Origin of the sequence: Ilumatobacter sp. (genome assembly GCF_046290335.1) — a bacterium.
GTDB lineage: Bacteria > Actinomycetota > Acidimicrobiia > Acidimicrobiales > Ilumatobacteraceae > Ilumatobacter_A.
Genome location: NZ_JBKAGH010000007.1, coordinates 248,683 through 264,673 on the forward strand (window position 1 = coordinate 248,683; position 15,991 = coordinate 264,673).

8 protein-coding genes are annotated in these 15,991 nt (G+C 66.3%); 1 reads left to right on the forward strand and 7 read right to left on the reverse strand.

The window, feature by feature from the left end; genetic code table 11:
* The first annotated feature begins 183 nt into the window (after positions 1–183).
* Positions 184–3,387, forward strand: a complete 3,204-nt coding sequence (locus ACE37B_RS21855) for an ATP-binding protein (protein ID WP_409925463.1) — start codon at positions 184–186, stop codon at positions 3,385–3,387.
* A gap of 83 nt (positions 3,388–3,470) precedes the next feature.
* Here ACE37B_RS21855 and rpsG read toward each other — a convergent pair whose 3' ends face one another.
* From rpsG to ACE37B_RS21890, 7 genes are all read right to left on the reverse strand, one after another.
* Complete coding sequence (gene rpsG, locus ACE37B_RS21860) at positions 3,471–3,947, reverse strand: 30S ribosomal protein S7 (RefSeq protein WP_409925464.1); 477 nt, start codon at positions 3,945–3,947, stop codon at positions 3,471–3,473.
* A 3-nt stretch (positions 3,948–3,950) separates the two neighbouring features.
* The gene (gene rpsL, locus ACE37B_RS21865) at positions 3,951–4,322 is read right to left on the reverse strand and encodes a 30S ribosomal protein S12 (protein WP_015440371.1); all 372 of its coding nucleotides are present in this window, start codon (positions 4,320–4,322) and stop codon (positions 3,951–3,953) included.
* 214 nt (positions 4,323–4,536) lie between these two features.
* The gene (locus ACE37B_RS21870; protein ID WP_409925465.1) at positions 4,537–4,764 is read right to left on the reverse strand and encodes a hypothetical protein; all 228 of its coding nucleotides are present in this window, start codon (positions 4,762–4,764) and stop codon (positions 4,537–4,539) included.
* Positions 4,765–5,178: 414 nt separating this feature from the next.
* A complete protein-coding gene (locus tag ACE37B_RS21875) occupies positions 5,179–6,339 on the reverse strand; it encodes a PP2C family protein-serine/threonine phosphatase (RefSeq protein WP_409925466.1) in 1,161 nt (386 codons plus the stop codon).
* Between the two features lie 105 nt (positions 6,340–6,444).
* Positions 6,445–10,404 carry a DNA-directed RNA polymerase subunit beta' gene (locus tag ACE37B_RS21880; RefSeq protein WP_409925467.1) on the reverse strand — a complete coding sequence of 1,320 codons (3,960 nt, stop codon included), beginning with the start codon at positions 10,402–10,404 and terminating at the stop codon, positions 6,445–6,447.
* Positions 10,405–10,549: 145 nt separating this feature from the next.
* A complete protein-coding gene (locus ACE37B_RS21885) occupies positions 10,550–14,179 on the reverse strand; it encodes a DNA-directed RNA polymerase subunit beta (RefSeq protein ID WP_409925468.1) in 3,630 nt (1,209 codons plus the stop codon).
* A 504-nt stretch (positions 14,180–14,683) separates the two neighbouring features.
* Positions 14,684–15,895: an OmpA family protein gene (locus ACE37B_RS21890; protein ID WP_409925469.1), complete on the reverse strand. Its 1,212-nt coding sequence runs from the start codon at positions 15,893–15,895 to the stop codon at positions 14,684–14,686.
* Between the last annotated feature and the right edge of the window lie 96 nt (positions 15,896–15,991).

The following is a 15,991-nucleotide window of genomic DNA, read 5'->3' on the forward strand; positions in this document are numbered from 1 at the left end:
CCTCTCGAGCGGCCGTTGCGCCGCGCCGTCCTCCGCGTCATCGCGCCGCCCTCCGCGCCATCCTCCACGCCATCCTCCGCGTCATCCTCCACGCCATCCTCCGCGCCGTCCTCCGCGTCATCCTCCAGGCCGTCGTCGACAACCGCCAGCGTGGCCCAGCGGCACACCACTAGTGTCGGAGACATGGGTGCGGGAGAGCTCACGACTCTCGAGGACGAACTCGTGCTACTCACGACCCGCGGCCGAACGCGCCTGGAGATCGGCGGCGAGGAGGTACCGCTACGACCGAGAGAACGCGGGGTCCTCGCTGCCATCGCGCTGAGTCACCCTCGTTCGGTCACGGTCGACGAAATCGTACTGCGAGTGTGGGGCGACGCCGCTCCTGCCAACGCTCGCAAGTCGCTCCACAACCACATCAGCCGGATCCGGCAGTCGATTCCCGGACTCGTCGCGACCGGGGATGATGGCTACGTCCTCGCCCGGCCGACCGAGGTGGATCACGCCTCCGGCAACGCGAGTGACACACCCCTCGGCGATCTCGCCGACATCGAAGAGGTCCGACACCTCCGCGCCGAAGTCGACGACGTGACCGACCACGACCTCGAACGACACGTCCGTCGTCGGCTTCACGACCCAGACCCTCAGCTGCTGTCGCTGACCCAGCAACTCCTCGAACGACACCCTGACCGCGAGTCCCTCTGGCACCTGCACGCCGAACTCCAGGCGCTGCTCGGCCAGCGACGTCAAGCCCTCGCCAGCCTGCGCACCGCCCGGATGAGGCTGCGCGAGTACGGGCTCGATCTCAGTAGCGAACTCGAGGCACTGGAACGATCCCTGTTGCTCGGCCGACCGTCGAGCGTTGCCGCGCAACCGACGATCGAGCCACCGGCGCGCATTCATCCGCACCGCGACGACCCCTTCGTCGGCCGTGTCGGCGAACTCGACGACCTCGCCCGATGCTGGAAACAGGTGCTGCAGGCGCGGTCGCCCCATCTCGCCGTCGTGCGCGGTCCCGCCGGCATGGGCAAGACACGCTTGGTCGACGAGTTCGTCCAGGCGGTCTCGGCATCACTCGACGAACTACCCCGCATCGCGCTCTCCCGCGAACGGCGCAACGACGATCGTCCGCTCGGGTCGATCGGCGACCTGCTGCCGCTGCTGGCACCGGAGCAGGCGGTGACGTCGATGTCTGACGACGAACGCGCCGTCGACGCTCGCCAGCGCTTTCACGAGGTCGTACGCGGCCTGGCGTCGACTCCCACCATCTGGTGCATCGACGACCTCCAATGGATGCCGACCGACTCGCTCGACCTCCTGTCAGGAGCGCTCGAAGTCGTCGACGGTCCACTGCTGCTCGTCGCCACCTACCGCACGGGCGAGCTCGACGATCCTCAGGTCGTCGACCGTCGTGTTGCGACGACGATCATCGACCTCGATGCGATGGGGATCGGCGAACTCCGAGAACTCGTCGAGGCGTGGGCACTCCCCATCGATCTCGACACCGATCTGGAGCTCCTCCGAGCTCGAACGGCAGGGTTGCCACTCTTCGCGACCGAGGTCGCACGATCCGCGATCCGGAGGGGTGAGCGCATCGATCCGTCGAGCGTGCCCGCAGCACTCCGCGACTGGGTCCGCATCCGATTTGAAGAACTCGGTGAGATCGATCCGGCGATGACCAACGTCATCCAGTTCGCCGCATTGGTCGGCGTCGAGTTCGACGTCGACGTCCTCGCAGCGAGCGCTGACCTCGACGTCGACACCACCGATCGGCTCCTCGACGAACTCGTCGAACGCGGCGTGCTCGGTTCCGGACGGCGGCCCGGGGAGTTGCAGTTCTCCCATGCGCTCCTGCGCGATGTGGTCGTGGAGATGATCGGTCCAGCCCGTGCTCGGCGAAGGCACCAGCGCGTTGCCGCAGCGATCGCGGAGCGTCCTCGCACCGACCGGATCGCCGAATGGCACTCGGCGCTCGCTCACCACCTGTCACTCGGCGGCGCCGAGGCAACAGAGGTCCGGCGTCACGCCGTTGCCGCCTGCGATCTACAACTCGCTGACGGCGCCTGGTCGGCAGCGAGCCGATCGATCGAACTCGCACTCGGGACCGGACCAGATCGTTCCGAGCGCGCAGCGCTGCTCGCTCGGCACGGCCGAGTGCTGCTGCGGGTGCAGCGCTTCGCCGACGCTGCAGCGAGCTTGCGGGACGCGATCGAGATCGCCGCGCCGCTCGGCCTGCGCGAGGTCCAGGGTCGAGCCACACTCGATCTCGTGGGACGTGCCGGGCGAGGCGCAGCGACCGACTCGACCGATGCCGAGCGGATCTCGCTCGTTCGTTCCGCGCTCGACGCGCTCGGAGACGAAAGCGACGACACGACCGAGCTCACGGTGTTGCGCAGCGAACTCGAACGCGAATTGGCGCTCGCTCTGTTGCTCACCGGCGCGGCAACGGAGCGCAACGATCTCCTCGAACGGTCGGTGGCCCGCGTCGAGGAGCTCGAACCGGTGCCGGTCGACGCGCTGGCTTCGGCGATCCTCGGTCGGCGGTACGCGCGCCTCGACCCGACGGCACTCGACCAACGCATCGACGACCTCGATCGGGTCCTGCAGCTCGACCCCCGTCATGTACGGCGGGAGTCGCTCGTGCTCGCCCATCTGTACCGGGCTGAAGAGGAGCTGCGCCGCGGCCGTGTTGACGCGTGCCGGCGGTTCCTCGACGGCGCCCAGATCGCGCTCGATTCGTATCCCGATCCGTATCTGACCTGGGCGGCGTCAGGGTGGAGGGTGCTGCTCAGCCTCCACGACGGCGACCTCGACGCGGCCGAGCAGTTGGCGTCGGCGACGCTGCAGCTCGGTCGAGGGTCGAGCGGGAGCGTTGCGGGCTTCGGGGTGAACCTGACCAACATCCGGCTGCTGCAGCGCCGCGCCGGCGAAGTGATCCCGGTACTCAACAGCGCGGTCGAGCAGCATCCGGAGATCCCGGCGTACCGTGCGGTCCTGGCATTGTGCGCCTCCGAGAGCGGCGAGACCGACCTCGCTCGAGCCAGCATCGACGTGTTCCAGCAAGCCGGATACGAAAATCTGTCCTACGACACGAGCCGCTCGTTGGCGTTGATCACGCTGTCGCATGCCGCCGCCGACATCGGGCACGCCGACGCTGCCCGATCACTGCTCCCGCTGGTGTCCCCTCAGGCCGGCCAGCATGCGGTGATCTCCGCGTACGGCAGCGGGGGCGCCTATTGGGGGCCGGTCAGCTACGCGCTGGCCCGACTGGCGCTGACCTCGGGCGACCCAGCGACCGCAGCCGCATGGTTCGAAGACGCCGTTCGCGAGGTCGGGAACGCACCGCTGTTCGCGGAGCGCATCGCACGACACGCTGCCGAACTCGGCTGAAAACGACACTCGCCCGAGCCAAACGGCTCGGGCGAGGTGTGTTCGTGCGCTTCGAGGTGAAGGAGTCGCCGCAGCGACTCGGGTCACCAGCGATAGTGGGCGAACGCCTTGTTGGATTCGGCCATCTTCTGCATGTCGTCGCGACGCTTCATCGCGGCGCCGAGGCCATTGGCAGCGTCCATCAGTTCGTTGGCGAGGCACAGTGCCATCGACTTCTCACGACGGTTGCGAGCGAAGTCGACAAGCCAGCGGATCGACAGCGTGGTCGCACGTCGGGGGCGCACTTCGACCGGCACCTGGTAGGTGGCGCCACCGACGCGGCGGCTGCGGACCTCGAGCGGCGGCTTGACGTTGTCGATCGCACGCTTGACCGTGTCGATCGCCATCTCGTCGCCTTCGAGCTTGCTCTGGATGATCTCCATCGCGTCGTACACGATCTTCTCGGCGACGCTGCGCTTGCCATGCAGCATCACCTTGTTGATCAACTGCGTCACGACGACGGAGTGGTGGATCGGGTCGGCGACCAGATCGCGGCGGGGAGCGGGACCTTTACGAGGCATTGGTCACTTCTCCTTCTTGGCGCCGTAACGGCTGCGGGCCTGCTTGCGGTTCTTGACGCCGACGGCGTCGAGGGTACCGCGGATGATCTTGTAGCGAACGCCGGGGAGGTCACGGACACGACCGCCGCGCACGAGCACGATCGAGTGCTCCTGCAGGTTGTGGCCTTCGCCCGGGATGTAGGCGGTGACTTCGATACCGGAGTTCAGACGGACACGCGCGACCTTGCGCAGCGCCGAGTTCGGCTTCTTCGGGGTGGTCGTGTAGACGCGCGTGCAGACGCCACGGCGCTGCGGCGACCCCTTGAGGGCCGGCGTCTTCGACTTGGTGACTTTCGAGCTACGCCCCTGACGGACGAGCTGCTGGATGGTTGGCATGTACGAAACCTCGTTCGTTCAGGTCGTTTCTCGGCGAGGCCCCGCACGGGCGAGAGCTTCTGCAAGAAATGGGGTGGATTGAGCGCACCGGGTGTGCGCCCGCCATACAACGGCCGACTGACGGATTCCCCGTTGAGAGGACCAGACAATGCTACGAGTGCTTCCGACATCGCGCAACGCGTCGAGCGGCGACGCAGCGGTATCGCCGACCGGGTCACGCAGTGCGTCGACCGGAGTACCCCTCGTGCTCGTCGAGCGGGAACTCTGAGTGACGAGGACGAGGGGTATCGGTCACGATCGCAGTGCCGACGCGAGTGAGCGGAGGCGCCGGCGGAGCGTTCCACAGCGTGCTGCGACGGTGCGGCAACAAGGAGTGCACCACGGCGGCGGCGAAGGTCGCGGCAAACATCGTGAAGACACCGAAGGCGGCGAGATCAGCCATGGCTGCACCGCGTCCCCGGCTCGGGCGTCGCTGGTTCGGGCGTCGCTGGTTCTGGCTTCCCTGGTTCGGATGCGGCTGGTTCGATGCGAGCAACCGCATGGCGTTCGAGGTCGAAATGCGACACCGCACGGCTGATGACCAGCGGAGCGGGGTATCCCCACCCGAGCAAGACTTCCGTGCGCACGTAGCGAGAAGGCGGCATCGGCGGCGCCGGCATCGAGATCGAACCGGGGCGCGTCTTGCCGGTTCGATCCCGGCGACACATCCTGGCAAACGCCTCACGCATGACATTCCCTCCTTGGAACTGCGCACCACGTGCCCAGCGGGAGGGAATCCAAACCTCAAGAGTTCGTCAGTCAGAAGAGTTCGTCAGTCAGAAGAGTTCGTCAGCAGCCGAGCGCGCGGCCGACCGCGTCAGAGGACTTCGCAGGCGAGGATCGCCGCGTCGTCCTGATGCACGGCGTCCGACGGGAGCCCGACGCGAAGCAGCCGATGCACCATCTCGTCCAGGGTCCCGTCGGTCGGCACCGAGGCGAGGAACTGGTCTTCATCGGGGCGTGGCCGAGCCCCGTGGATCACACCGTCGGTGTGGAAGATCAGGCGATCGCCGGAAAGAAGTTCGATCTCGAAATCGGGCCGGGGAGCGTCGGCCAGCATGCCCACCAGTTGTCCGGCACGACCGACGCGACGCGTCTCGCCGTCGCGAACGAGGATCGGCAACGGATGCCCACCGCTCGACGCGCGCAAGTGAGTCGAGCTCGGGGTCTGTTCGATCGAGCCCACGAGCGCCGTGAGGAACGTGTCGGGTCGTTCCATCTCGACGACGGCATGCAACTCGCGCAGACGCAGGCTCGGCGAGTCGAGGATCCGCCCCACGCTGCGCAGCGTGCTGCGGGCGAGCGCACTCAGCGACGCCGACGCGACACCGTGGCCGCACACATCGCCGATGAAGAAGTCGTGGCGAACGGTGCTCGCCGGATACACGCCGTAGAAGTCGCCACCGAGGAGATTGCCGACGCCGACCGAGCGATACTCCCCGACGAACCTGACGCCGGCCGCGTCAGGGAACTCCCGTTGGATGAGCAGGTCCTGCATCTCGTGCAGTGTCTGGTCGAAGTCGCGGCGGCCATCGATCTCGGCCGTGACGTCGCTGAACACCGTGATGACCAAGCGTTCGTCGGCCAGGTCGAGTGGGGACGAGTCGACCAAGAGCCAGCGCTGTGAGAGGTCACCGGCCCGCACCCCGATGACGACGCGTTCCACTCGTTCCCCGGTTCGTCGCGCCACCACGGCGGGGTGCTCGATCTCGGGGAGTGACGACCCGTCGGCTCGAACCGGCTGCCATTCGGCGCCGATCGAGGTGGTGCCGAGCAGCTCGGTGCCCGATACTCGCAGCAAGCGTGCGGCGGTCGCGTTGCTCCACACGATGCGCCCGTCACCATCCTGGATGACGACGCCGTCGCGCAGCGCCAACGAGACCTCCTGGGCGATGTGCTGAACGACCTCGATGGGATAGTGATCGGCCAAGCTCGGCGGCGCCATCGGCACCACGCCCGCGGCGATCACATCGGTCATGCCGGTTCATCGGCAGCAACCGCTCGGCGCTTGATCCCCCGAAAACGCGACGAGCGAACCACAGCCGGGGCTGTGGTTCGCTCGTCGACGCGGGATGGCTCGGGATCAGCCGATCGGTTCGGCGCTGGCGCCGACCGGGGCGGGCTCGCCCTGGTAGGAGCCGTGCAACCCGGCGAGGAACGCTGCCGGGTCTTCTTCGCCATCAGAGCTGTAGTAGCTCATCGGCTCGTAGTCGGGCGCCTCGATACCGAACTCGCGGTACTTGGCCATCCCGGTACCGGCAGGGATCAGCTTGCCGAGGATGATGTTCTCCTTGAGCCCGATCAGGTCGTCGCCACGGCCGTCGATGGCCGCCTCGGTGAGGACCCGGGTCGTCTCCTGGAACGACGCCGCCGACAGCCACGACTCGGTCGCGAGCGACGCCTTGGTGATGCCCATCAGCTCCGGACGGCCCTCAGCGGGGCGAGCCGACTCCTCGACCATGCGACGGTTGGTGTCACGGAAGCGCTTCGAGTCGACACGTTCGCCGGGAAGGAAACCGGAGTCGCCGGGCTCCTGCACGCCGATACGACGCGTCATCTGACGCACGATCAGCTCGATGTGCTTGTCGTGGATCGACACGCCCTGGTCGCGGTAGACGCGCTGCACTTCTTCGACGAGGTAGAGCTGCGTCTCGCGGATGCCCTTGATCTCCATGATCTCCTTCGGGTCGAAGGGTCCATCGACGAGGGGATCGCCGGCGCGGACGTCTTGACCGTCGGTGACGATCGGACGAGCGCCGAGCGGCAGCAGCGTCTCGTGCTCCTCGCCCTGATCATCGATCACGACGACCGGGATGCCCTTGCCTTCGTCTTCGCGCAGGTGGAGCACACCGGTCGCACGAGCGAGTCGTGCCGAGCCCTTCGGCGTACGAGCCTCGAACAGCTCGACGACGCGGGGCAGACCACCGGCGATGTCCTTACCGGCCACACCACCGGTGTGGAAGGTACGCATCGTCAACTGCGTGCCGGGCTCACCGATCGACTGGGCGGCGATGACGCCGACGGCCTCGCCGAGTTCGATCATCTTGCCCGTGGCGAGCGAGCGGCCGTAGCACATCGCACAGACGCCGAGCTCGGCGTCGCAGGTGAGCACCGAACGAACGCGGAGTCGCTCGATGTTCGGATCGTCGCGCAGAGCTTCCATCTCCTCGTCGCCGATGACGGTGTTGCGCGGCAGCATCGTGCGGCCGTCTTCCATCGGACCAGCGAGCTCGGTGTCGTTGAGCAGCGCACGGCCGTACAGCTTCGTCTCGAGATACGAGCGACGGTTCGCGGTGTCGGCGCTGACGTTCTCGATCCAGACGCCGAGCGTCGAACCGCAGTCGTCCTCGCGGACGATGAGTTCCTGGGCGACGTCGACGAGACGCCGGGTCAGGTAGCCCGAGTCGGCGGTGCGCAGCGCCGTGTCGACGAGGCCCTTACGGGCGCCGGGTGTGGCGATGAAGTACTCGAGGGTCTCGAGGCCTTCACGGAAGTTCGACTTGATCGGACGAGGGATCATGTCGCCACGAGGGTTGGCGACGAGGCCGCGCATGCCGGCGATCTGACGCATCTGCGTCATGTTGCCGCGAGCACCCGAGCCGACCATCATGTCGATCGGGTTGAACTGCTGCGCCTTGAACTCGAGCTCCATCGCCGCCTGGACGTCCGCAGTTGCGTCGGTCCAGATGCGAACCTCCTGCTGACGCCGTTCGCCGTCGGTGATGATGCCGCGCTTGAACTGGTTCTCGACCTTCTCGGCCTGTGCCTCGTAGTCGTCGAGCATCGCCCGCTTCGCCTTGGGCGTGCGGACGTCGTCGATCGACACCGTGATACCGGACTGCGACGCGAACCGGTAGCAGAGGTTCTTGATGTTGTCGAGCGACCGGGCGACGGTCGACTTGTCGTAGTTGTCCGACAGGTGCTCGACGATGACGCCCATCTCCTTCTTCGTGACGAGGAAGTCGATGTGGCCGAACTTGGCCGGGTAGTCCTTCGGGAGCGCCTCTTCGAAGAGGGCACGGCCGGGTGTCGTCGCGAACGGAGCGTTGGCGCGCTCGCGTTCCTCGTCGGTCATGTGGAGGCCGTCTTCGTCGAGACGCGGCGGACGAATCTGGATCTCGGCGTGGAGGTCGAGTTCGCCTTCGTCGTAGGCCCGCAGCACTTCCCAGAGGTGACGGAACACTCGGCCGGAGCCCGGAGCATCTTCGATCGCCTCGGTGAGGTAGTAGCCACCGATGATCATGTCCTGCGACGGCACCGTGATCGGACGGCCCGAGGCCGGCGACAAGATGTTGTTGGCCGACAGCATCAGCACGCGTGCCTCTGCCTGCGCCTCGGCCGACAGCGGGACGTGGATGGCCATCTGGTCGCCGTCGAAGTCGGCGTTGAAGGCCGTACAGACGAGCGGATGGATCTGGAGCGCCTTGCCCTCCACCAGGATGGGTTCGAACGCCTGGATGCCGAGACGGTGCAGCGTCGGTGCACGGTTGAGCATCACCGGGTGCTCCTTGATGACGTCTTCGAGGACGTCCCACACCTGCGGACGACGACGCTCGACCATGCGCTTGGCGGTCTTGATGTTCTGCGCGAGTTCGAGATCGACGAGGCGCTTCATGACGAACGGCTTGAACAGCTCGAGCGCCATCAGCTTCGGCAGGCCGCACTGGTGCAGCTTGAGCGTCGGGCCGACCACGATGACCGAACGGCCCGAGTAGTCGACGCGCTTGCCGAGCAGGTTCTGGCGGAACCGGCCCTGCTTGCCCTTGAGCATGTCGGACAACGACTTCAGCGGACGGTTGCCCGGCCCGGTGACCGGGCGGCCGCGACGGCCGTTGTCGAACAACGCGTCGACGGCTTCCTGCAGCATGCGCTTTTCGTTGTTGACGATGATCTCGGGCGCACCCAGGTTGAGGAGGCGCTCGAGGCGGTTGTTGCGGTTGATGACGCGGCGGTACAGGTCGTTGAGGTCGGACGTGGCGAAGCGGCCACCGTCGAGCTGCACCATCGGACGCAGTTCCGGCGGGATCACCGGGACGGCATCGAGGATCATCGCCTTGGGATCGTTGATCCGCCGGCCGTTCTCGTCGCGACGGTTGAACGACGTGACGATCTTGAGGCGCTTGATCGCCTTCTGCTTGCGCTGGGCGCTGAGCGGCTTGCGGCCGGAGTCGCCGACGTCGATGGCCTCGCGCAGCTTCACTTCTTCTTCGTCGAAGTCGATTCGGTCGATGAGCTGCTTGATGGCCTCGGCGCCCGTGCCACCTTCGAAGTACTCGCCGTACTTGTCGCGCATTTCACGCCACAACAGTTCGTCTTCGATGATCTTGCGAGCGTGGAGGCTCTTGAATTCGTCCCACGTGCGCGAGATCAGATCGAGTTCGATGTCGTAGCGCTCCCGGATCGCTTCGAGCTCCTTGTCGGCTTCCTTCTGGAGCTTCTTCAGGTCGGCAGCCTTCGCATCGGCCTTCTCTGCCTCGGCGACGTCGGCCTCGAGCTGCTTGAAGCGCTCGTCGATCTCGAGGTCGAGTTCTTTCTGCACGACATCGCGCTCTTCGAGGTACTCGGCTTCGAGGTTCGAGAGCGCCTCGTGGCGGCCGTCTTCGTCGACCCAGCTGACCAGGTGGGCAGCGAAGTAGATGACCTTCTCCAGCTGCTTGGCTTTGAGCTCTTCTTTCGGCTCGATGCCGGCGAGCAGGTAGGCGAGCCACGAGCGGGTGCCGCGCAGGTACCAGATGTGCACGGCGGGTGCGGCGAGCTCGATGTGGCCCATGCGGTCACGGCGCACCTTGGAGCGCGTCACCTCGACGCCGCAGCGCTCGCAGATGATGCCCTTGAAGCGCACCCGCTTGTACTTGCCGCAGTAGCACTCCCAGTCGCGGGTCGGGCCGAAGATCTTCTCGCAGAAGAGCCCGTCCTTCTCGGGACGCAGCGTGCGGTAGTTGATCGTCTCCGGCTTCTTCACTTCACCGTGTGACCAGGTGCGGATCTGATCCGCCGTTGCCAGCCCGATCTTGAGCTGGTCGAACATGTTGACGTCGAGCATGTTGGGTTGTCCTTGCTGGTTGCTCTTGCTGTGTCAGTCGTTCATCGAGCGACAGAGCGGGTCAGGCCCACGCTGTCGCCCGGAGATGTCGAGCCGTTGCCAGGCGACAGAGTGGGTCTGACCCACTCTGTCGCTCGGCGATGGCTCAGTACCGGGCGGTGCGCTCCGCTTTTTCGCGTTCGCGGCGGGCATCGTCTTCGTCGGTGCCACGTTCCGGGCGGGAAATGTCGATACCGAGTTCTTCGGCGGCGCGGAAGACCTCGTCGTCGAGGTCACGCATCTCGATCTCCTGGCCGTCTTCGGTGAGCACTTCGACGTTGATGCAGAGCGCCTGCATCTCCTTCATGAGCACCTTGAACGACTCGGGGACTCCCGGCTCGGGGATGTTGTCGCCCTTGACGATCGACTCGTACACCCGGACACGGCCCAACACGTCGTCAGACTTGATCGTCAACAGCTCCTGCAAGCAGTAGGCCGCGCCGTACGCCTCGAGCGCCCACACTTCCATCTCGCCGAAGCGCTGACCGCCGAACTGGGCCTTACCGCCGAGCGGCTGCTGGGTGATCATCGAGTACGGGCCCGTCGAGCGAGCGTGGATCTTGTCGTCGACGAGGTGCGCCAACTTCAAGATGTACATGTACCCGCAGGTGATCGGGTTGTCGTAGGGCTCGCCGGTGCGACCGTTGAACAGCGTCATCTTGCCGTCGAGGCCGACGAGGCGCTCGCCGCTGTGTGACTCAGGGTTCAGCTTCTCGAGGATCTCCTGGATCGTCGGGTGGTCGATCGACTTCTCCTTCTCGTCCCAGTTCGCACCGTCGAACACCGGCGTGGCGACGAAGGTGGCCGGCTTGGTGTTCGGCCGGGTCTTGGTCTCGGTTCCGCGGATCGGCTCGTCACCGATCTTGGTGCCGTCCGGGTTCGTCCAGCCCCAGCGAGCGCAGTAGCCGAGGTGCGCTTCGAGCACCTGGCCCACGTTCATTCGGGACGGGACGCCGAGCGGGTTGAGAATGATGTCGACCGGCTGGCCGTCCTTCGTGTACGGCATGTCTTCGATCGGGAGGATCTTGGAGATGACACCCTTGTTGCCGTGACGGCCGGCGAGCTTGTCACCCACGCTGATCTTGCGCTTCTGGGCGACGTACACGCGCACGAGCTGGTTGACGCCGGGCGGCAGTTCGTCGCCGTCGTCGCGGTTGAAGACCTTGACGTCGATGACCTTGCCGACCTCGCCGTGCGGGACCTTGAGGCTCGTGTCACGGACCTCGCGGGCCTTTTCACCGAAGATGGCGCGCAGCAGGCGCTCTTCGGGGGTCAGCTCCGTCTCGCCCTTCGGGGTGACCTTGCCGACGAGGACGTCGCCCGGACCGACCTCGGCGCCGACGCGGATGATCCCGCGGTCGTCGAGGTCGGCGAGGATGTCGTCGCTCAGGTTCGGGATGTCACGGCTGATCTCTTCCGGGCCGAGCTTCGTGTCACGAGCGTCGACCTCGTGCTCCTTGATGTGGATCGACGTGAGCACGTCATCTTTCACCAGACGCTCCGAGAGGATGATCGCGTCTTCGAAGTTGTAGCCCTCCCACGGCATGAAGGCGACCAGCAGGTTCTTGCCGAGCGCCAGTTCACCGTCGTCGGTCGACGGGCCGTCGGCGATGACGGAGCCCTTCTGCAACGTGTCGCCTTCGACGACCCGCGGCTTCTGGTTGATGCACGTGTCCTGGTTCGAGCGGGTGAACTTGTTCAGGCGGTAGACGCGTTTGCCGAGCGTCTTGTACTGGACGGTGATCGAGTCGCCGGTGACCTCGACGACGTGACCGTCGTCTTCGGCCTGGATCAGATCGGCAGCGTCGCGCGCTGCACGGTTCTCGATGCCGGTCCCGATGTAGGGCGCCTCGGCCCGCAGCAACGGCACGGCCTGGCGCTGCATGTTGGCACCCATCAGCGCACGGTTCGCGTCGTCGTGCTCGAGGAACGGGATCAGCGCCGTCGCGACCGACACGATCTGCTTGGGCGACACGTCGATGAAGTCGACCTCGGCCGGGGGCACGTAGCCGATGTCGGTGGTTGCACCGAAGAAGCTCTCCGCTTCGAGCATCTTGCGGAGGTCTTCGAGGCTGGCCGCCTGCGGCGAACGACGCACGAGGGTCTTGGCGTCGCGGATGGAGCCGTCTTCCATGAGCGGCGTGTTCGCCTGGGCGACCACGTAGTTCTCTTCTTCGTCAGCCGCCATGTAGACGATCTTGCCGGTGACCTTGCCGTCCTTCACCTCGCGGTACGGCGACTCGATGAAGCCGAACTCGTTGACGCGGGCGTAGGTCGACAGACCACCGATCAGGCCGATGTTGGGGCCTTCTGGTGTTTCGATCGGACACATACGGCCGTAGTGGCTGAAGTGCACGTCGCGGACTTCGAAGCCCGCACGCTCGCGTGACAGACCGCCCGGCCCGAGCGCCGACAGACGGCGACGGTGGGTGAGGCCCGACAGCGGGTTGACCTGGTCCATGAACTGCGACAACTGCGACGTTCCGAAGAACTCCTTGATCGCGGCCACGACCGGGCGGATGTTGATCAGCGTCTGCGGCGTGATCGATTCGACGTCCTGGGTCGTCATGCGCTCACGAACGACGCGCTCCATGCGGCTGAGGCCGATGCGAACCTGGTTCTGGATCAGCTCGCCGACGCTGCGGATGCGGCGGTTGGCGAAATGGTCCTGGTCGTCGAGGCGGTAGCCCGGCTCCTGCTTGACGAGGTGCAGCATGTAGCTGATCGACGCGAGCACCTCGCAGCGCGAGAGCACGTTCTGCCCCTCTTCGGGGTAGTCGAGCAGCGGCTCGCCCTCGGCGTTGGTGAGGCCACCGAGCCCGAACAGCTCGTCGAGGCGTGCGACCTCGTCACCGAGCTTGCGGTTCAGCTTGTATCGACCGACCCGGCTGAGGTCGTAGCGACGGCTCTCGAAGAACGCGTTGCGGAAGTAGGCCTTGGCCGACTCGACCGTGGGCGGCTCGCCCGGGCGGGCCCGCTTGTAGATCTCGACGAGCGCCTCGTCCTGGGTCGGAGCGGTCTCGCGCTCCTTTTCCCACTGGCCTTCGAGGAAGTCGAAGTGCGCCACGAAACGGTCGAGGAAGCCGGGTGCGTTCTCCTCGTCGTAGCCGAGCGCGCGCAGCATCGTGAAGATGCCGAGGCGACGCTTGCGGGCGACGCGGGTGCCGGCGGTGACGTCCTTGCCGGGCTTGTGCTCGACGTCGAACTCCATCCACTCACCGCGGTACGGGTGGATCGTTCCCTTGACGAGTTGGTGCTTGGTGAGGTTGCGGAGACGGAACCGCTCGCCCGGCTCGAAGATGACGCCCGGCGAACGAACGAGCTGCGACACGACGACGCGCTCGGTGCCGTTCACGATGAACGTGCCCTTCTCGGTCTGCATCGGGAAGTCGCCCATGAAGACGACCTGCTCCTTGATCTCGCCCGTGTTGCGGTTCATGAACCGTGCGCGGACGAACACCGGAGCGGAGTACGTCATGTCCTTTTCCTTGCACTCCTCCACCGAGAACTTCGGCGGCGGACGCAGGTCGGGATCGAACGGGTCGAACTCCAGCTCGAGTTGGAGGTTCTCCGAGAAGTCCTTGATCGGCGAAATGCTGCGGAACGTCTCGGCCAGACCCTCATCGAGGAAGTGCTGGAAGCTCTCCCGCTGGATGGCGATCAGGTCGGGCAGCTCAAGCGGTTCCTTGAGGTTGCCGAACGAATAACGTTCACGAGACACGGGACGAGTCGCCACGGATCACTCTCCAAATTTCTCGACCCGGGCGTCGCGAGCGACGACCGCAGTCAGGGTGGGTGCTGCCAGAGGCCGAGCGCGCCAGATCACACCGATGGATGGGTGCAAGGGAAGGAACGACACGGCAACGTACGATCCTATCGGTGCCGAACACGCGATATCAACCGCCCTCGGAGCATGCTCGACGAGATCGGTTCGAAGTTGTCCACAGGCTCGAATCACTCGTCCTGCGCTCGATTGCGGCACAAGCTAAAGAAGCGCGGCCGTCCTGTCAAGCATTGCGTTGGCACCGCGACGTGACTGCAATGTGCAGCGACGCCCCACACGACGGCATCGCCCCGGCTCGCGGCGGACATCGTGGCAGCCCTCGCAGCACCGATCGCAGCACCCATCGCAGCACCCATCGCAGCCCACATCGTGGCGGACAGCATGGCGGCCAGGGCGGCCGCCGCGATGTGGGCGATGCGCGTCGCACCCGGCGCTCGGCGCGTCCGTTCGGGGCGGTCAGCCGAGGATGTTCTCGAGGAAGAACTGGATGCGTCGATTCAGACGACGACCCTCGGCGGTGTGGTTCTCGGCGATCGGCTCGTCTTCGCCCACACCCTCGGTCGTGAGTCGTGAGGGATCGACGCCGCGCTCGACGAACCAGTCCTTGACCGCCTCGGCACGCCGCGTCGACAGTTCGTGATTCGACTCTGCTGTCCCCCGATCATCGGTGTGACCGACGATGTGGATCGTCATCGCAGGCCGCAGAGTCAGCAGTGCCAGGCCTTGGTTGAGCAGCGTCTCGGCCTCCGGGAGCACGACGGCACTGTCGGTGGCGAAGTTGATGGTGTCTTCGACCGTGATGTTGCCGAGGTTGGGATCGCCCGCCCGGGGGTCGACGACGTAGTCGTTGAAGACGTTGTCGGGTCCGAGGATCTCGGCGGCGAGCGCTTCGATCGCGACTCCCGCCTCGGCGGTCGGGACGGCACCTTCGAGGAAGATCTGCCCGTCGCGGACGACGGCCTTGGATTCGGCGACGGGGTCACCCTGCGCGTCACCAGCATCTCCGTCGTCGGCACCAGACCGGTCGCTGCCGTTCTGGTCCGCCCCCGCCCGCTCGGCGTCTGCCCGATCGGCGTCTGCCCGATCGGCGTCTGCCTGATCGGTGTCTGCCTGATCGGTGTCTGCCTGATCAGCGTCTGCCTGATCAGTGTCGGCCGAGCCCGCGCCCGTCCGGGCGACATCGGCCGACTCGGTGTCGGTCGGGTCTGACGCACCGACCGGAGCATCGTCGGGGTCGCCCTGCGCGACGGGGTCGCCCGACGTCGCGCCGCCGAGGTCGGCCGCGTCCTTGGTTCGTTCGTCCGCGTTCGCCTCCGACTCCGTGCCGTCACCGGTGTCGACGTCGTCCGACGAGTCTGGCAACTCTTCGGCGGCTGCGGCCTCCGCTGCCATTGCGGCGTCGTCGGCGCCGGTCGATCCTGACGGCTCCTCGACCCGCACGCGAAGTTCGAGCGGCGGCGTCACGGTGGTCACGACCGCAGCGGACGATTCGTTGGCCGCCTGCGCGTCGGCATCGTCACCGTCGGTCAGCGCGAGCGCGACGAGCGCGCCAGCCGCGCCAGCCAGAGCGAGCGCTCCGACGACGGCGAACGCGATCAGCCATCGAGGGCTGCCGCCGCTCGGGGGCGTATCCCCCGAACCGCTCGACGGAACCACCGCGGGAGGCATCGGCGGCGGCGCAACCGTAGGGGTTGCAGCGGCCGGTGAGCCCTGTGGTGGTGGAGGAGGCGTGGGTGGAGGAGGCGGGGGTGGGGGTGGGGGTGG